The sequence below is a fragment of the Bariatricus sp. SGI.161 genome (assembly GCF_050313695.1).
GTDB lineage: Bacteria > Bacillota > Clostridia > Lachnospirales > Lachnospiraceae > JAFBIX01.
On record NZ_JBNPLX010000001.1, the window covers coordinates 139,780 to 158,011 of the forward strand.

An 18,232-nucleotide genomic window follows, 5' to 3' on the forward strand; every position below is an offset into this window, starting at 1 on the left:
TTGCCTTACACATTACAACCTACGATACGTAGAGTTCATTCTACAACCACTCCATCTCAAGCCCAACCTTCAGCTGATGTACCATATCCCCCAGTTCTTCTTTCAGAATCTCGAAGGAATGTTCCCCTGTGCAGTGCCCGGTATAGATCTCTTTCACACCGGTATTCTTAATATGCTGTGCAAGCCTTCGGACTTCTGCCTCTTTTTTGCCAAAGATATGAAATCCTCCGACCAGCGCGCAGATTGTTTTTCCCGGATATGTCGCTTTGATTTCATGAATGATATTCGCAGCTCCTCCATGAGAACAACTGTTAAAGATGACTAAGCCCTGGTCTGTATCGAACACCAGGCTTTGCTCGTGCGAGAAATCATCTGCAGCCCATCCACCATCTGTACGGATGTACATATGATTTTCTCTTCCAATCTCATCCAATCCAGCTGTCTTATGCGGAATCAATGATACACCCTGAAAAAGAGAAGTATCTCCTTCTGCAAAAATGATTCTTTCCTTTTGCTTCTCAAGAATTCCCTTCGGCAACCCTATATATTTATGAAAAATCCATTTCTTCCCATAGCAATTCTCTTTGCTGCCTTTTCTTAGATAGAAACTCGCTTTTTCATTATGTTTAAAAAAAGCGTCCATCCCATCCGAATGATCATAATGAGCATGAGATAAGACTGCATAATCTACATCCTCAATTTCCTTTCCAAGTTCCTTTGCATTTTTCAGGAACAAGTCTGAAGCTCCTGTATCAAGAAGGATGTTTTTCCCCCCATATTCAATATAGATGCTTAAGCCCCATTCCCCACAAAGTCCACCATTTGAAATATTATCTACTAATACTGTTGCTTTCATTTTCCTCTTTCCCTCATTACTTTTTTAAATTCTTCTGATATTCCCAGAAGCGATATCCAAAATAAGCAAACATTCCAAGATAAAGAACGAACAACGCTATATACATTCCAACCACCACTCGATTGCCCAGACCTCTTTGTAAAAACAACTGCGGAAGAATGATCAGAAAAAATATAATAAGCAGCGGAATGATTCTTCCCCGGAAAACTCGCTTCATCATCTCTGTTCTGGAGGCATCGTCACAGAAGATCTCTTCTTCACCATTCATCTTGGCAACCGGTTTACGAAAATAGCTATATCCAAAGAAATCCTGCAGGTATTCCCATCCACAATCCCGGAACATCTGAATATATTCCTCCTTGTGGGCAATCCCTTCTTGATTGTAATCCAGCTGATACACAACATCCTCCGGCTCACACTTCTCAAAATGATATCTTCCAAGTCCCGTCACTTTAATAAACTTCCACCCATTTTTGTGCTGTTCCTGCAGATATCTCTGCTCCCTCTCCCATTCAGGCACTGTAAAATACCGAAACTCCGTCTTCATATTCTTATCTTCCATTCTTCCGCACCTCCATCATATTACGATATAATCTCTCAATTCGCTTCATCTCTAGATCTAATACTTGCTGTCCCAGATCTGTAATAATATAAATCTTTCGCTTCTCTTCTTCTCTTACGAATCGAATCAAACCATCTTTCTCCATCTTAGAAAGACTTCCGTACATGGTACCAGGACTTAACTTCAGTTCCCCAGCAGTCATCTCTTCTACTTTTTGGACAATACCATAACCATGCGACTCTTCTCGAAGACAAAGCAATATATAAAATCCCGTCTCTGTCATCGGTACATATACCTTCCTGATATGAGAATCCATAACACCCTCCATTCCAGTGCGATGTATCGCACTTCGTTATATATTATATATAGCACTGCGATACATATTTGTCAAGAGGGAATTAGTAATTGGTGAGACAAAAGGGAGAAGGTGGGTGTCAGGCGCGAAGAGTCAGAATGGCTAATTGGATATCCAATTAGCCATTCTGACTCCTCGCACCGTACGCTTCCTAACAACAAAACCTACTAAGCCAACAGTACCACTCTTGCCTCGTAAGGTCTTAATAATCCTTCTTTGTGTTGTTTATAGTTTGAAATCAACTCTTTTCCATCTTCTGTGTTCTCGAATAAATCACAGGCAACTTCCTTGTCTGTGAAGTTACAAGCAACGATCATTCTCTGATTTCCAAGTATTCTTTCGTACGCATAGATCTCTTCGCTTTCGTCCAAGAGACTTCCGAATTTACCATATACGATAATCTCATATTTTTTACGAAGAGCAATCAGCTTCTTATAGTAATGGAAGACACTGTTTGGGTCTTTCATCTCATCTTCTGCATTGATCAGCATGTAATTTGGATTTACCTTAAGCCATGGAATTCCGGTGGTAAATCCGGCATTTGGACTCTTATCCCACTGCATTGGAGTTCTGGCATTATCACGTCCGATATTCTTAATGCATTCCATCATCTCTTCTTCTGTGACCAGACCGTTTTCTGTCAGTTCATAAAATGCATTGATGGTCTCGATATCTCTGTAATCTTCCAGATTATCATAATATGCATTGGTCATACCCAGTTCCTCTCCCTGGAATACATATGGAGTACCTTTCATCATATGCAGGCAGGTAGCAAGCATTTTTGCAGAAACTACACGGAACATCGGGCTGTCATTTCCAAATCTGGACACGGCCCTTGGCTGATCATGATTATCCAGATACAGACTGTTCCATGCCTTTCCTTCGAATTCAATCTGCCATTTATTCAACGTATCTTTTAATTCTCTTAACGGAACCTTTTTGTTGGTCCATTTTCCAACGATTGTTTCACCCAGCGATACATGTTCAAAATGAAAGACCATATTTAATTCGTTGGTATCTTCACCGGCATACTGCATTGCATGATCAATTTTGGTATTCAACGCCTCTCCCACCGTCATAATATCATACTTTTGAAGTACCTTCTGATTCATTTCTTTCAGATACTCATGAATTCTTGGTCCATCACATACGAACGGCTGATGATTGCCATATAAGCCATCATCGACTGTTCCATCCGGGAATGACTGATCCTTTGATATCATGTTAATGACATCCATACGGAATCCATCAATGCCCTTCTCGCACCACCAGGTCATCATATCATAGACTTCTTCTCTGACCTTTTCATTTTCCCAGTTCAGATCTGGCTGCTTTTTGGAGAAGCAATGCAGATAATACATATCCGTTGCCTCATCGTACTGCCATGCGGAGCCACCGAAATTAGATCCCCAGTTATTTGGTTCTTTGCCATCTTTTCCTTCTTTCCAGATATAATAATCACGGTATGGATTGTCTTTTGATTTTCTGCTTTCTACAAACCATGCATGTTCATCAGATGTATGGTTTACCACCAGATCCATGACAATCTTAATACCACGTTTATGGGCTTCCTGAAGCATCCGGTCGAAATCATCCATGGTTCCGAATTCTTTCATGATCGCACGATAATCTGAGATATCATATCCATTGTCATCATTCGGGGACTGATATACCGGAGAAAGCCAGATAACGTCTATGCCAAGCTCTTTCAGATAATCCAGATGTTCTGTAATTCCGTTCAGATCTCCGATTCCATCTCCATTACTGTCCGCAAAACTTCTCGGATAAATCTGATAAATAACACTCTCTTTCCACCACTGTTTCATACTCTTTTCCTCCTACAGACTATATTTTTCTATCACATCTTTTTCTAGCTTCAAACTGCTTGCAACAACAAAATCATCCAATTGCTCTGGCCGGGAGACAGCTGCCACCGGCAACGTCTGGAACGGCTGATTCGTAAGCCATGCAATGGAAAGAGCATATAATGATACCCCTGTCTCTTTCCGTAATTTGCACAATGTCTGATACATCTCCAGATTATCCTGGTTCATATAGGCCCTTTTCATATCTTCCGCCATCTTCAACTTTCGGTCTAGTTTATCAAAAAAGCCATGGGCACTGGAAGAAAATGGAATAATCGGCATCTTGCTGCGCTTATGCCATTGATAATAATCTGAATCCATCAACACAAGTGACGGATCCTGATTCATATTTCCTCCCGGATTCACTCTAGCCATACTCCACTGGTTTGACACAGCAGTAAATCCCTGGAGCCCCTTTTCTTCTGCATATGATACAGCCTGCTCAATTCGATATTGCTTATAATTTGAAGCACCATAATATCGAATCTTCCCCTCTTTTACCAGCGATTCCATAATATCGACGATCTCTGTAATATCTACAGATTCATCATCTCTGTGAAGCCAGTAAAAATCAATATGATCAACTCCCAACGTCTGAAGACTTTCCTCCAGATCTGCACGAATTGTCTCTTCTCTTACTCTGGAGATTTCCGGTGCTTTAAAATCGTAATGACCTCCCTTGGTAGCGATGACAATCTTATTATAAGCCTTTCGATCCCGCAGCCAACTTCCAAGATACTGTTCACTGCAATTACCAAGTTCTTCAATCCATTTACAATATACATTGGCAGAATCTATAAAATTGCCACCTACCGCAACATAAGTGTCAAGAATCTCATAGGCCTGCTCTTTCGTCAATTTCTCACCAAAATTAGCTGTTCCGAGGCAGACATTACTGAGATCCAGATCTGTTTCTTTTAAAATTAATTTCTTCATCATCTTCCTACCCTCATCCATACCTGCATCTCTCCATCACTGCGATTATTCCAAAGGAAATACGGCACAGCAGTTACCATGATTTCTTCTCTTTCTTCATGATATACATGATAAAGGGATTCTTCATCTGTCTGAGATTGTTCACGCCATCCCTTTCCTTCAAGAATCAAGCTCTTTCCTCCCAGAGTTCCTTCTGTTACCTTCCACTCACTCTTGGCATCTACTAAGATCTGGTTCAGATATTTCCCGTTATCTGCTTCTTCCAGACAATATACTACTGGTCCACATACTAACGCGGCACGGCCGCCATTATAATGAATCTTACGATTAGCCTGCACCAGTTTCGGCTCCATTTTAAGTTCCAGAGTAATCTGATGATTACCTTTCCAGTTTCTTTTTATGTGTACATAACCATTTTTTTCTGCACAGATATCTTGGCAGACACCATCCACACAGATACTATACTTGTCTTCACTCCATGTTGGAATACGCAATGCGACTGTCATCGGCTCTTCGGTATCCGCACTGATTTCAAGTACCACTTTCCCACTCCACGGGTAATCCGTTGTCTGTCTGATGCGCAACGTATTGCCAGTCAATTGAATCTCCGACTCATTTCCTATATATAGATGGACATAAGTAGTATCTTCATCTGCAGTGTAAATATACTGCCACAGACTCGCTATTGTACGAGCAATATTCGGAGGGCAGCATGCACAGGAAAACCATTTCTGGCGAACCGTTTTTACATGATTACGCTCTGTATTGCCAAGACAAGTCTCTGGGACAACTTCCAATGGATTTACATAGAAGAATCTGTTCCCTTCATAATTCATACCACCAAGAATCGTATTATAAAGTGCCTGCTCCATCACATCTCCATATGTTCTGTCCACTTCATTTTTCAGCATCTTCTGTGCAAAAAACACCAGTCCAATGGACGCGCATGTCTCCGAATAATTCGTATCATTCGGAAGATCATATGCCACCGTGAAAGCTTCTCCAGAATGAGTTGCGCCGATTCCTCCAGTAATATACAACTGTTTTTTTACAATGTTATTCCATATATTTTTACAGGCATCAAAAAGCTCTTTTTCCTTTGTTCTGGATGCAATATCAGCCATCGCGGTATACATATAGACACCTCGCACCGCATGTCCGACTGCTTCCTTCTGCTTACGCACCGGCAGATGGAACTGATTATAATAACTATAAGGGAACTGATTGTACCAGCGATTTGGCTCCTCTACCTTGGCCTGTGTCCACTGGCAGACATGATCTCGCTTCTCAAATTCTTCCTCAAAAAACTGATTCGTACCTCTGGTGTCAATAAAATACTGTGCCAGTTCAAAATACTTCTCATTGCCAGTTACATCATATAACTTTAACAAAGCAATCTCTATCTCCTGATGTCCCGGATAACCGTGCAGCTTTCCTTCTTCTTTTCCAAACATCTCATAGAGATAATCCGCAAGTTTTACCGCCACATCAAACACCTTTTTCTTGCCGGTCGCAAGATAATAGGAGACAGCTCCTTCGATAAAATGTCCTGCACAGTATAACTCATGACACTCCAATATATTGGTCCATTTTTTCTCCGGTGCTTCAATCAGAAAGTAGGTGTCAAGATATCCGCTTTCATCCTGCGCTCTTGCAATAATATCAATCACACTGTCCGCCTGCTCTTCCAGTTTCTCATCCTTGGAAAGCATTAATATATTACCAACAGCTTCCAGCCATTTTGATACATCGCTATCCTGAAATACTTCGCCATAAAAATGTCCCTCTATATCCCCGGCAGCAATGCGGAAATTGTCGATTGCATGACTCGGTTCTGCATCCTCAATACGGTCATTTAATATCTCCCACTGATAGGGAATGACTTTTTCTCTCACTAAATCTATATAATAACTCCAAAATGAGTCCTTGATTTCACATTCATCTTTCTTGAGCAAACGATATTCGCTCATGTCTAAAACCCCCTTCTTGCTTGCATTTCACTCTATCTTTTAGTATAATACCTCACATACAAAGGAGGTATTTTTATGAGTTTTTTCAACATGGACGGCCCGGTATTCCGTTTCTTAAATAAGATGGCAGATCTTTGCATATTAAACCTGATATTCTTACTCTGCTGTCTCCCAGTCATCACGATTGGTGCTTCTTTAACCGCGTTGTATTCTGTAACACTTAAAATGTCTCGTGATCAGGAAGGATATATAGCGCGTAGCTTTTTCAAAGCTTTTAAAGCGAATTTTAAGCAGGCAACTTCTATCTGGATACCGTCTCTTCTTCTGTTATTTATCATGCTTGCAGATATACGTATCTACAGTTCGTCTAATGCAGGAAAATACCAGCCGCTTTTAATTGGAGCATATTTGATATTTATATTAATAACCTTTATGCTCATCTTCGCCTTTCCTGTTCTGGCAAAATTTAAGAACACAACTGGTAATATCATTAAGAATGCCTTTTTAATGGGAATCGGAAGTTTTCAGTGGACACTTTGTATCTTAGTTATCCTGATCGTTCCTGCCGTTCTGACACTGATGATTCCTGCAAACCTCAGCTTTATCTATATGCTTTGGCTGTTATTCGGTTTTGCTTTGATTGCATTGTGCACATCCTATATTTTTGATTATAAGATTTTTCCAAAATATATAAAAGTAGAGCCTTCCGAGTCTTCCGAAGAAGACCCGGATTCTCCTGATATAACTGAAAATTAAAGCTCAACTACTACTTCTTTACTTTCCGGTGTTAATACGATACCTTTTTCTGTGGTCTCTGCTTTTGCACCGGAAATATTTTTTGCTTCTTTTACATTGACAAGAAGATATGTCATACCTTCTGTGATCTCAGATACAGTAACTGTAATCTTATTTCCAGTTCTAGAAGCCTTCGCTGTTAAAACAATATTTCCCTTCAGATCCGTGATCTCACAATCAGCTTCACATCCATCTTTCAATGCATAGAGTTGCAACTGTACATTCTTTGTATAATCATAGTCCGGGCGGTCTTCCTCTGCACCCATGGCAAGGAGTGTATTCTCTCTTACATATACTGGCAGTGAGAAGTAATCGTATGTATCATTCTGCCATGTGCCGCCTTCTCTTGTCTCTCCAGATAACAGATGTGTCCATGTTCCCTTTGGAAGGTAATAGTCAACATTGCCATCTTCACGGAAGATTGGTGCAACAAGAACACTGTCACCAAGCATATACTGCATATCCAGATATCTGACTGCCGGATCATTATCGAATTCCAGAACCATCGGTCTCATAGATGGTACACCAGTCTCATGTGAGTTTACTGCAATACGATAAATATATGGCATCAACCTTGCTTTCAGTTTTGTAAATGCACGGCATACATCTACGGATTCTTCATCAAACAACCATGGTACTCTGTAACTCTTTGATCCATGTAATCTGCTGTGTGTAGATAACAGACCGAACTGCAGCCAACGTTTATATACATCAGGAGTTGCTGTCATCTCAAATCCACCCATGTCGTGGCTCCAGAATGAGAAGCCGGATAATACGAAGGAAAGTCCTCCACGAAGGCTTTCTGCCATAGATGGATATGTTGCTGAGCAGTCACCGCCCCAGTGAATCGGGAACTGCTGTCCGCCAACAGTAGCACTTCTTGCGAAAAGAACTGCCTCGCCTTCTCCACGCTCCTGCTCCAGAAGCTTGAAGACACATCTGTTGTAAAGATTCGTATAATAGTTATGCATGCTCTTCGGATCTGAACCATCGAAGTACTTCACATCAATTGGAATTCTTTCACCAAAATCAGTCTTGAAGCAGTCAACTCCCATATCCAGCAATGTCTTCAATTTTCCAGTATACCATGCAACTGCATCAGGATTTGTGAAGTCTACAAGACCCATTCCCGGCTGCCAGTTATCAATCTGCTTAATACCTTTTCCGTCAGCTCTCTGCACCAGATATCCCTTTTCCATTCCTTCATGGAAGAATGCGGTTCCCTGTGCAATATATGGATTAATCCATACACAGATCTTAAGTCCTTTCTTCTTATAGCGGTCAAGCATACCCTTTACATCCGGGAAGGTTCTTTCATCCCACTCAAAATCACACCAGTGGAATTCCTTCATCCAGAAACAATCAAAGTGGAACACACGAAGCGGAATATCACGCTCTGCCATTCCATTGATGAAAGAACTTGTGGTTTCTTCATCATAATTTGTGGTAAATGATGTTGTAAGCCACAGGCCAAAAGACCAGGCCGGTGGAAGTGCTGGTTTACCTGTAAGATCTGTATAAGTCTCCAGTACATTCTTCATGGTTTTTCCATAGATAATATGATAACGGATTTCTTCTCCCTCTACAGAAAATCCGACATTTTCAACTTTTTCACTTGCAATCTCGAAAGAAACATTGTCACTGTGATCTACATATACCCCATAATTTTTGCTTGTCACATAGAAAGGAACGTTTTTATAAGAAATCTGTGAAGAAGTTCCTCCGTCTTCATTCCAGCAATCTACAACCTGCCCATTCTTAACAAAAGCTGTAAAGCGCTCGCCAAGACCATATACACATTCTCCTGCATCAAGAGAAAGCTCTGTCATCATATATGGTTTATAATCAGCTGCCATATAATTGTCTTCTGGAAATTTTGTCAATGTCTTTCTGTCATACTGCATATATCCAAGGTTACGGAAACCAATACTTGTCAGTACCTTTCCATCTGCCTCAAATGTTACTTTAAAATCTTCACGGTTAACCCTTACTGCCACATTTCCTGCTGTCATTACCGCTTCTTTTTCATTAATCTCTACTTCTGTATCCTGATAATCTTCAAATAGTTCATAACGTGGCTCTTTTTTATCATATCCTTCATAATGATAACTTCTCACGCTGATAATATCTTTTCTGATAGACGTAAATTCTGTTGTAATCGTAGATACATCCAATGCCCCTGCACGATCAGTAATCACTCTTGTCGGAGCTACAACTTTCATACCATGTGGTATTTTTTCTACAATAAACGCCTGTGCGGCATGTATTGCATTTGCTCTTTCATTTTTCTCCCAATAACCTTCTGTAAATTTCATATTAGGCCTCCTAAATAAACTATTTTGTTTAGAAACAAAGTTCCCTATAGTATAAAAAAACAGGGGAAAGCAAAGCTTTCCCCCCTAAAGCAAATTTGATAATTTATTTAATTATTGCTTTTGATTAGTTTCCAGAGCCGTCGATTTCAACCCATTTTTCTTCGATTGTCTTCATCGTCTCTTCTCTTGTAGCCTGTCCGCCTACATATGCCTGCATAGCTTCACCAAATGCAGTATGGAAGCTGTCTGTTGAGTAGATAACTCCAAGTGGAGCACTTCCTTTTTCTTCTACAGATGCATTACCCTGATTGATTACAGCATAATCAGATTCACCATCTACTTCGATTGGAGGAACAACGCCTGCAACGTCTGTGAACCAAGCTTTGCCATAATCAGATGTATACCACCAGTTGATGAAATCAAGAACTGCATCTAAGTTCTCAGAATCTTTGCTGATGCGAAGAGCCTGGTCAGAACCTGTGATAACCTGGCAGTCTGCCGGATCATCAGATACTGGATAACCAGAGAATCCAATGTTGATATCTGGATTAATCTGTTTCACATCTTCTTCAACCCATGCGCCCTGTCCAATCATGATAGCAGCTTCGCCGTTTGCAAATGCAGCCTCTTCTGCACTCAGGTCAGATTCCAGAGGTTTAGCATCTCCGTTTTCTGTAACAAGATCAATAAAGTCAAAGTAGTTCTCAGCAATAATTGGATAATCTTCTAATTTTGCTTCACCATTTTCCATAGCTTCTACAAATGCTGGATAGTCTTCAACAGCAGCGCCTGCAAAGTGCTGGAAGATATGTTTGAATACCCACCACTCAGCATAACCATCTGTAAATGCTGTGATTCCTGCATCATTTAACTTAGCTACACAGTCTTCCAGTTCGGAAACTGTTTCTGGCATCTTCTCAACTCCTGCTTCTTCAAGAAGATCCATGTTGTAAAGTAATCCAAAGTAGTTACCTTTGATTGCGATACCATATACGCCTTCGCCGTTAGCATCTTTCATAGTATCTGCTACAGCTGGAAGCATTGAATCCATCAATGGCTGATCAGACAAATCATAAGAGTACTCTTTGTAAACTTCGATTTCTTTTCCTGATGTTGAAGAAAAGATATCCGGTGTATCACCAGAGTTTAATTTTGCCTTTAACAGTGTCGGGTAATCATTCTGAGTTGTCTCATAGTTGATTGTAACATCTGGCTCAACCGTCTTATACTCTTCAATCAGAGTATTGATAGCGTCAGCATACTCTGGCTGAGAAATGAACATGTAGATCTCTCCTGAGCTTCCGCTTCCGCCTTCGTCACTGCTGTCAGCTTCTTTTTTGCCGCCACAGCCTGCTAACATTGTAGCAACCATAGCAACACACAATAATGCGCTTACAAGTTTCTTTTTCATAATTTTCTCTCCTTTTCTTTTTTTATCCTTTAACAGCACCCGCAACAACACCTTCTACAATATACTTCTGCAGGAATATAAAGATAATGATAGAAGGTAATATTGTAAGTACCATCGCAGCCATCGCATAATGCCACTGTGTATTAAACTGTCCTACGAATGTATAAGCAGCCAATACAAGAGTCTTAGTCTCATTAGAGCTGTTAACCATCAATAATGGTAACAGGAAGTCATTCCAAATCCACATAACATCCAGTACAATTACTGTAAATGTTACTGACTTCAGCAATGGAAAGATAATAGAACGGAATGTTCTGAATGTTCCGGCACCATCAATAAATGCACTTTCATCGATCTCTTTTGGGATCGTTGCCATAAAGTTACTGTAAATAAATGCAGCCATCGGAATACCAAATCCCCAGTACTGAATACCAAGACCAACTCTGCTGTTAGAAAGATGAATTACATTCATAACCTTCAGCAATGTGATCATGATTGTCTGGAATGGAATCAACATAGGTGTTGTGATTAACAATGAAGCAACTGCTGTGTATTTATTCTTTCTTCTGTTTAAAATATAAGCGGCTGAAGAAGCAAATATAATAATACCAACAATACCAATCACTGTGATCATAACGTTGTTAAAGAACAACTTACCATACTGCATCTTATCAATAACGTATGAATAGTTCGCCCATTCAATCTTACTTGGTAACGCAATTACGTCTGACACGACTTCGCCAAATGGTTTTACAGAGTTAATAAACATAAGGAAAACAGGATAAATGTAGCAAACTGCTGCAACCGCCATAAGAATTGTAAGGAGGATTAATTTTAATTTCTTTTTCTGTGATAAACTCATTATAAATCAACCTCCCTGCTTTTCATAATCTTCATAGCCAGCTGTGTAAGTACCAGTACTATCACAAAGAATACCAGTGATTTTGCAGAACCCAGACCATAATTGTTATTCTGGAAAGCTTCACGATAAATATCAAGTGTAGCACTGTATGTAGATCCACCAGGACCGCCTTTTGTCAATGCCAGGATAATATCAAATACCTTTAACGCATTTGTCAGCGACATAAATACACATGTTGTGATAGAAGGTCCAAGCAATGGAAGTGTTACTTTAAAGAATCTCTTCCATGATGTTGCGCCGTCTACTGTTGCCGCTTCAAGTACGTCTGTAGGTACTGCCTGAAGACCTGCAATATAGAGTACAATATAGAAGCCCAATGATTGCCATACACCAACCATTACTATTGCCACGAAAGCCAGATTACTTTCTCCCAGCCAGCTCCAATTGAGGAATCCCCATCCCGTCATTTCGAATAATACTTCGAATCCTTGAGAAAAGATGAATTTCCAAATGAAACCAACGATAATCATACTCATTATGTAAGGTACAAAGAACATACCTCTCATGAGGTTTGCAAATCTGATCTTCTGTACAAGAGCTACTGCAATCGCAAGTGCAAGTACATTAGAGAAAATCATAAAAAGTATAGTATACTTTCCTGTAAAGATCAGACTCTTTATAAACTCCGAAGAACCACTGAAAACTTTCTTGAAGTTATCGAGTCCGATAAATACTGGTTCCTTTGCTATACCATTCCATTCTGTCAATGAATAATAACCACTCATTACAAATGGAATATAGATAGTAATCGTAACCAGAATAATTGCCGGAATTGTGTACAGGACACTCTCCCAGAACTGTTTCTTTTTACGTCCCATTCCAACGTATTCCTCCTCTCTTTGTTTCCTTTGTAACTCTATATCCAATTATACGATTCAACCCTTGGTGTGTCAATAGGTTTTTTAGCAAACCTAACTAAGAATTCGCTTTTTTAGCCTCATTTTATATTCCTTTTGTATACAAAAATATTTATTTTTTTATTATTTTTTTACAAAAAAAGGCACTATTTCGAAGCATTTCGACCCGAAATAGTGTCACTTTTCACGAAATTTTATCAACTTTTCAGTTCAAAAACTCTTGCCGAAGGAACCGCCGGAAGCATCACTGTCAAGATGCCTGTCTGTGCATTCCAATGATAATCGCAATCGCTTTTCATCGGATATGCGCATCTAACTTCCACTTCTCTTCCCTTTAAATGAGCAATAGGAAGCTTCAGATATGATCCGCCGCCTCTGCGCCACACAGACAGATATGTAGCTCTCTCTCCCTTCAGTCCCAGGCTTACCCAGTCATCTGCAAAAGATGAGAAGCCAGTTGGCCAGAATGGAACTGAACATTTAATATCTGAACGGATCTCCTTATAATAATCAAGTCCTTCTTTAACTAAAGCCTTGCGTTCCGGTGCAATATCCACCATATGACCACTCTGATGCACACGCATCAGCATGGCATTGACCATATTGAAGACAGTCTCTTCTTCGTCGCCTTCTATTCTGGGATAAGACCATATCGCAGATTGTTCCATGGTAACACCAAGCGGAGAATTAGCCGCAATCGTTGCATAATTCAGGTATCCTTCCTGATCACTGGTAGACTGAATACTATGCCTCTGAAGCATCGCATAATCCATACGCAGTCCACCGCTGGAACAATTTTCAATAATCAATTGCGGATATTTTTCAAAAATTCCATCCAACCACTGGAGATATGCTCTTTCATGACCAAGCAGTCCATCTCCGACGCTATCCGCATCTATCTCGGTTCCCAGTCCGGGCTCAATATTGTAATCCATCTTAATATAACCAACACCATAGTCATTGACCAGACGATCTATCACTTGCGTTGCATGTTCTCTGACAGCCGGATGTCTGAAATCCAGCTGATATCTGCTTCTATCATATACTCTTTTTCCATGTCTGTGGAAAAAGCAGTCTTCCGGCATATCTTTTACCTTTGGACAATGGATTCCCATAACCTCAAGTTCCAACCATAGTCCGGGAATCATTCCTTTCGTTCGAATATAATCAATGACCTCTTTGATACCATTCGGAAAACGCTTGTCAGACGGGAGCCACTCTCCCACCTCATCCCACCAGTATCCATCTGCATACCAGCCTGCATCAATACAATAATATTCACAACCGATTTCCGCTGCTGCATCAATCAAAGGAATCTCTTTTTCCGTTGTTGGTTCCGCCCACAGACAATTCATATAATCATTAAAGATAACAGCAAGCTTCTCATTATCTTCATTCTCTCTTCTGATTCGACGGCGATATCTCGTAAGTTCCTCTGCCATCTCTTCATTTCCGCCAAGGACTGCTCCAACAGCGGCCGGTACAGATTCAAACTTTTCGCCCGGTTTCAGACACTTGAACCAGTGAGACTGATTTTCTGTTGGGCCGGACAACTGAAGATACAGATGATTCGTCTGATCACTGATCTCCCAATGCCAGGAACCATTCTGTTCAATCTGCCAGAACAGTCTGCTTCCAGTCTCCTCATTGGATACACATCCCATAGGAAGATATTCCTTTGCAGACCAGTTTCCAGTATTCGACACACCAAATGCTTTTGATGAACGAAGTGCCAGATCCGGTTGGGACTGCTCAATACCAAGCTGTGGCAATGTGTATTCCTTCCATTGCACTTCTCTCTGCCAGGAATTATGGATCACTGCTACTTTCATCTTCAGATCTCTCGGCAAAATTCCTTCTTTTTCAAGTCCATTTAGATTAAAAGAAGTCACATATTCCAGAATCTGTTCATCTGTTCCTCGATTTTCAACAACGCTATAACATCTCACCATAGCAATGCCATCGTAGAATTGAAAATGGCTTGTCACATAGATACCTGTCTCTTCATCACATGTAACAAATTCCAGCTTACGCCCGAATATGTTACGTTCATCCTTGTGTGAAACGTATTTCATACGATATCCCGGTGCTGTCACCGTATACTTAGAGCCATGTCTTTCTTCTGGACGGTCAAGTCCTGCAAGTTCTATCTCAACAAGCCGGAATCCCGTCTTCTCATAGTCATCTCTGATAAGCTCTTCCTGAAATGGAAGCTGTGAAAAATGGAGAAACTTTACTTCGTTCTGATCCGTTATCTCAAACACCATATTCAGTCCATTCTCACTAATGTTAATTCTCTGCATTCATCTTATCCTTTCCATTAATAAAAACGCTGTCTCTCTCTATCAGGCAGGTATTAACCTTAATTTCTTTTTCTTCAATTATCTTTCCCTCAAGCAATGAAAGCATGACTTCTGCTGCGATCTCAGCTTTCCTTACACTGTCAATTTTAACAGTGGTTAGCTTAGGTACACTAAGTCTTGCAAACACATCATCGTCACATCCGACAATCGAAATATCTTCCGGAATCCGAATATTCTTTCTATTAAAATATCCCATTGCCTCTGCCGCATTAAAATCTGTGGAAAAGAAAAGTGCTGCATGATGCCCAACATACTTTTCTAATTCCTGGTATGTCGCAATCCTTTCTTCACAAGTCGTTCCCAGCATTACCTCTTCCAGTTCTGCCGTCTCACCAAGAGCTGATTTATATGCTTTCAACGCACCTTGATAGCGCCGGTAATCCGCACCTTTTTTTGCATTGGCGATATAAATAATCTTTCGGATATTTTGCTCCAACAAGTATTCAACAACTTTTTCTCCGCATACCTCATCTGTAGAAGTAATATTATAGCATCCTGTTGTGTAAGGGGTATCTACATCCATATCAATTGATACTACCGGTTTTCCTGTGATTTCTTTAATCTCCTGGTAATATTTGGGGGGCAGGGATATGGAAACCACTCCATCAACGTTCCATCCAAGAATCATTCTCATAACTTCTTGCATATTCTTCGAAGAGCATATCATAATATAATAGCCTTTCTCTCTGAACGCACTTTCCAGTGTACCAATAACAGTTCCGTAAAATGGTCTTTCATAGGGTGACCTCTCCACGAATTCAGGGGTACTGATCAATACTCCTATCATCTTAGACTTTCGGTTTGTCAAAGCATTCAGACCAAATCTTGGCACATAATTTTTTTCCTCCAAAAGATCCTGAATCTTCTTGATCATTTCCGGTGAAACTTTTTTTGTTCTGCCGTGCAACACATTTGAGACCGTTGTTGCACTGACACCTGCTTCTTCTGCTATTTCCTTAATTGTAATCATCATTCTCGCTCCCCGACAAAAAACTATATTAATTATAGTACAAAAAAAACTTCTTGGAAACATTTCTTGCAAACATTTTCATCAGTCGAGAAATATATCATCATGTACAGCAAACCAAAATACAAAGAGTTACGGGACGTTTTTTATTAGATAGAGTTACTGTTTGCTGCACCACTGCAGAAAACTGCTTTGGCATCTGACAAGTTCAGTATACTCTCACGGCATCTGAGCGCAAATGTAATATGGTGATATATTTTTGTACAATAGCGACTTTAAACTTGAGAGTTCTCCCACAATATGTTATAAACAATATAAGGGGGGAAAAGACATGAATACATTTTTTTCTTTAAAAACCGATATTCTTCCACACGTTACTTATCTTGGGCAAACAGTTACACCTGATAACTGGAAGCATTTTCATCGAACAAATTCAGAATATATTCTGTATATTATTGCATCAGGGGAAATGTATCTAAAAGAAAATGGAACTGAATATCCATTAAAGCAAGGAGATATTCTGCTTCTCGAACCCGGCTGCAAACATGCAGGATATAAATTCGCAGGAAGCACTTATTACTTCGTACATTTCAATCCGTCAACTTTCGTAAAGCATGAAAATGCACCAAAAGAGGATATGCAAAACATCATCAAGACATCACTGTACCGTAATTACAATGAGTCCTCAATCTCCGAAGCCCACTATAACGATACGTCCATTATGATCCCTAAATACATGCATATAGAGAATTCGCAGGTATTTTCTCAAATTGTACAACAGGTGATATCTGCCATTCAAAAAGAACAGACTCGTCATATGTATTACAAATCACTTTCTTCCGGGCACATTGTGGAGATGCTGACTCTGTATTCCAGCACATGGATGTTCAACGCATATGGTCATTCACAGTCCAGTATCAGCACTTCTATGTATGACAAAATCAATGAACTGCTGGATTATCTGCATTCTTCCTACAACACAAAAATCACCAGCAGCTCTATTGAACAGCTTCTCTCTGTTAATTTTGATTATCTGAACCGCATCTTTAAGAAACAGACCGGAACTACCATATTCGCCTATCTGAATCAGCACAGACTGGAGCATGCAATGCAGCTGCTTCTGACAACCACTTTGCCGCTGAATGAGATTGCAGAATTGACCGGCTTCTCAGATGAATATTACTTTAACCGGTTCTTCAAGAAGCGTGTCGGGATTACTCCTGCAAAATACAGAAAGGCAGGATAGTCCCCATTCCTGCTTAATCATACAGGATTCGCCAACTTCAATCATTTATTGAAAATGTATAGAAGAAAGCGAAGACTACCACCCCATACCGGCAAGCCATGTTCCAACTCTGTCTTCTCTTTCCTTCCCATAAAGCATCTCTGCAAGTACCAGTTCCCCCTGGATTCTTCCGTCCAACAGATAGAGAATCCTGCCGCACCTTGCTGCGACCTTGCTGTCATGGGTCACCATAAGAATCGTCATACCTTCCCGGTTCAGTCTACAGAACTCTCCCATAACCTCCTGACTTGCACTCTGATTCAATGCCCCTGTAGGTTCGTCTGCATACAAGATCTTCGGTTGATTCATGAGGCTTCGACAGATACATGCTCTCTGAAGCTGTCCGCCGGATACCTCATGGATCCTGCGGTCTGCAAGCTCACAGATTCCCATTTTTTCCAGCAGCAGTTTTGCTCTCTTCTCTGCTTCCTTTTCAGAGTGTTTTCCTCTCCGGAGACGAGTTGCCGGCAGCATGATATTATCGATCAGGTTCAGATTCTTTAACATATTCATCTGCTGAAAGACAAAACCCATTTTCTCCAGGCGAAGTTGTGCCCTTTCATCCTCAGATAGCAAGCCTATCTGTGTTCCGTCAAGCCACACTTCCCCACTATCAAAGCTGTCCATCCCGGATACCTGATAAAGCAAGGTTGATTTTCCAGACCCTGATGGCCCCATGATTGCTACCATTTCTCCATCTTTTATCGTAAAATCTACATCCTTTAGAATTCCATTTTTGCATAAGCCCTTTACAGTTAATATTTCTGGCATGA

General features: G+C 40.4%; 15 protein-coding genes. 2 read left to right on the forward strand and 13 right to left on the reverse strand.

Features of this window, described 5'->3' with window-relative positions:
- Positions 1–40: 40 nt before the first annotated feature.
- The 6 genes from ACQRBH_RS00650 to ACQRBH_RS00675 all read right to left on the reverse strand — a co-directional run bounded on the left by ACQRBH_RS00650 (position 41) and on the right by ACQRBH_RS00675 (position 6,544).
- On the reverse strand, positions 41–856 hold the full coding sequence (locus ACQRBH_RS00650; protein WP_427760612.1) for an MBL fold metallo-hydrolase: 816 nt from the start codon (positions 854–856) through the stop codon (positions 41–43).
- Between the two features lie 16 nt (positions 857–872).
- The gene (locus ACQRBH_RS00655; RefSeq protein ID WP_427760614.1) at positions 873–1,418 is read right to left on the reverse strand and encodes a DUF2812 domain-containing protein; all 546 of its coding nucleotides are present in this window, start codon (positions 1,416–1,418) and stop codon (positions 873–875) included.
- Positions 1,408–1,734, reverse strand: a complete 327-nt coding sequence (locus ACQRBH_RS00660) for a PadR family transcriptional regulator (protein ID WP_235233100.1) — start codon at positions 1,732–1,734, stop codon at positions 1,408–1,410. Before ACQRBH_RS00660 ends, ACQRBH_RS00655 begins: the two co-directional genes overlap by 11 nt.
- Positions 1,735–1,940: 206 nt before the next feature.
- The gene (locus ACQRBH_RS00665; RefSeq protein ID WP_427760616.1) at positions 1,941–3,599 is read right to left on the reverse strand and encodes a glycoside hydrolase family 13 protein; all 1,659 of its coding nucleotides are present in this window, start codon (positions 3,597–3,599) and stop codon (positions 1,941–1,943) included.
- 12 nt (positions 3,600–3,611) lie between these two features.
- On the reverse strand, positions 3,612–4,577 hold the full coding sequence (locus ACQRBH_RS00670; protein ID WP_427760618.1) for an aldo/keto reductase: 966 nt from the start codon (positions 4,575–4,577) through the stop codon (positions 3,612–3,614).
- Positions 4,574–6,544 carry a glycoside hydrolase family 127 protein gene (locus ACQRBH_RS00675; protein WP_427760620.1) on the reverse strand — a complete coding sequence of 657 codons (1,971 nt, stop codon included), beginning with the start codon at positions 6,542–6,544 and terminating at the stop codon, positions 4,574–4,576. Before ACQRBH_RS00675 ends, ACQRBH_RS00670 begins: the two co-directional genes overlap by 4 nt.
- A gap of 75 nt (positions 6,545–6,619) precedes the next feature.
- Between ACQRBH_RS00675 and ACQRBH_RS00680 the strand changes: the two genes are divergently transcribed.
- On the forward strand, positions 6,620–7,300 hold the full coding sequence (locus tag ACQRBH_RS00680; protein ID WP_427760622.1) for a YesL family protein: 681 nt from the start codon (positions 6,620–6,622) through the stop codon (positions 7,298–7,300).
- On the opposite strand, the gene yicI is transcribed toward ACQRBH_RS00680, so the two are convergent.
- From yicI to ACQRBH_RS00710, 6 genes are all read right to left on the reverse strand, one after another.
- Positions 7,297–9,654 carry an alpha-xylosidase gene (gene yicI, locus ACQRBH_RS00685; RefSeq protein WP_427760624.1) on the reverse strand — a complete coding sequence of 786 codons (2,358 nt, stop codon included), beginning with the start codon at positions 9,652–9,654 and terminating at the stop codon, positions 7,297–7,299. The two genes, ACQRBH_RS00680 and yicI, sit on opposite strands and share 4 nt — an antisense overlap.
- A gap of 124 nt (positions 9,655–9,778) precedes the next feature.
- The gene (locus tag ACQRBH_RS00690; protein WP_235233094.1) at positions 9,779–11,065 is read right to left on the reverse strand and encodes an ABC transporter substrate-binding protein; all 1,287 of its coding nucleotides are present in this window, start codon (positions 11,063–11,065) and stop codon (positions 9,779–9,781) included.
- Between the two features lie 22 nt (positions 11,066–11,087).
- Positions 11,088–11,927: a carbohydrate ABC transporter permease gene (locus ACQRBH_RS00695; protein WP_235233093.1), complete on the reverse strand. Its 840-nt coding sequence runs from the start codon at positions 11,925–11,927 to the stop codon at positions 11,088–11,090.
- Positions 11,927–12,805, reverse strand: a complete 879-nt coding sequence (locus tag ACQRBH_RS00700; protein WP_235233092.1) for a carbohydrate ABC transporter permease — start codon at positions 12,803–12,805, stop codon at positions 11,927–11,929. The genes ACQRBH_RS00695 and ACQRBH_RS00700 overlap by 1 nt, the downstream gene beginning before the upstream one ends.
- Before the next feature lie 236 nt (positions 12,806–13,041).
- Positions 13,042–15,147, reverse strand: a complete 2,106-nt coding sequence (locus ACQRBH_RS00705; RefSeq protein ID WP_427760627.1) for a glycoside hydrolase family 36 protein — start codon at positions 15,145–15,147, stop codon at positions 13,042–13,044.
- A complete protein-coding gene (locus ACQRBH_RS00710; RefSeq protein WP_427760629.1) occupies positions 15,134–16,180 on the reverse strand; it encodes a LacI family DNA-binding transcriptional regulator in 1,047 nt (348 codons plus the stop codon). Before ACQRBH_RS00710 ends, ACQRBH_RS00705 begins: the two co-directional genes overlap by 14 nt.
- A 325-nt stretch (positions 16,181–16,505) precedes the next feature.
- Here ACQRBH_RS00710 and ACQRBH_RS00715 point away from each other — a divergent pair, with 325 nt between their 5' ends.
- Positions 16,506–17,420 carry an AraC family transcriptional regulator gene (locus ACQRBH_RS00715; protein WP_427760631.1) on the forward strand — a complete coding sequence of 305 codons (915 nt, stop codon included), beginning with the start codon at positions 16,506–16,508 and terminating at the stop codon, positions 17,418–17,420.
- Between the two features lie 75 nt (positions 17,421–17,495).
- Here ACQRBH_RS00715 and ACQRBH_RS00720 read toward each other — a convergent pair whose 3' ends face one another.
- Entirely contained in the window at positions 17,496–18,230 is a 735-nt protein-coding gene (locus ACQRBH_RS00720; protein WP_427760633.1) for an ABC transporter ATP-binding protein, read from the reverse strand.
- Positions 18,231–18,232 lie beyond the last annotated feature (2 nt).

Bases quoted from the DNA above. Each gene is read 5' to 3' on its own strand.
- ACQRBH_RS00650 (WP_427760612.1), bottom strand. From the start codon at position 856: ATGAAAGCAACAGTATTAGTAGATAATATTTCAAATGGTGGACTTTGT.
- ACQRBH_RS00655 (WP_427760614.1), bottom strand. From the start codon at position 1,418: ATGGAAGATAAGAATATGAAGACGGAGTTTCGGTATTTTACAGTGCCT.
- ACQRBH_RS00660 (WP_235233100.1), bottom strand. From the start codon at position 1,734: ATGGATTCTCATATCAGGAAGGTATATGTACCGATGACAGAGACGGGA.
- ACQRBH_RS00665 (WP_427760616.1), bottom strand. From the start codon at position 3,599: ATGAAACAGTGGTGGAAAGAGAGTGTTATTTATCAGATTTATCCGAGA.
- ACQRBH_RS00670 (WP_427760618.1), bottom strand. From the start codon at position 4,577: ATGATGAAGAAATTAATTTTAAAAGAAACAGATCTGGATCTCAGTAAT.
- ACQRBH_RS00675 (WP_427760620.1), bottom strand. From the start codon at position 6,544: ATGAGCGAATATCGTTTGCTCAAGAAAGATGAATGTGAAATCAAGGAC.
- ACQRBH_RS00680 (WP_427760622.1), top strand. From the start codon at position 6,620: ATGAGTTTTTTCAACATGGACGGCCCGGTATTCCGTTTCTTAAATAAG.
- yicI (WP_427760624.1), bottom strand. From the start codon at position 9,654: ATGAAATTTACAGAAGGTTATTGGGAGAAAAATGAAAGAGCAAATGCA.
- ACQRBH_RS00690 (WP_235233094.1), bottom strand. From the start codon at position 11,065: ATGAAAAAGAAACTTGTAAGCGCATTATTGTGTGTTGCTATGGTTGCT.
- ACQRBH_RS00695 (WP_235233093.1), bottom strand. From the start codon at position 11,927: ATGAGTTTATCACAGAAAAAGAAATTAAAATTAATCCTCCTTACAATT.
- ACQRBH_RS00700 (WP_235233092.1), bottom strand. From the start codon at position 12,805: ATGGGACGTAAAAAGAAACAGTTCTGGGAGAGTGTCCTGTACACAATT.
- ACQRBH_RS00705 (WP_427760627.1), bottom strand. From the start codon at position 15,147: ATGCAGAGAATTAACATTAGTGAGAATGGACTGAATATGGTGTTTGAG.
- ACQRBH_RS00710 (WP_427760629.1), bottom strand. From the start codon at position 16,180: ATGATGATTACAATTAAGGAAATAGCAGAAGAAGCAGGTGTCAGTGCA.
- ACQRBH_RS00715 (WP_427760631.1), top strand. From the start codon at position 16,506: ATGAATACATTTTTTTCTTTAAAAACCGATATTCTTCCACACGTTACT.
- ACQRBH_RS00720 (WP_427760633.1), bottom strand. From the start codon at position 18,230: ATGCCAGAAATATTAACTGTAAAGGGCTTATGCAAAAATGGAATTCTA.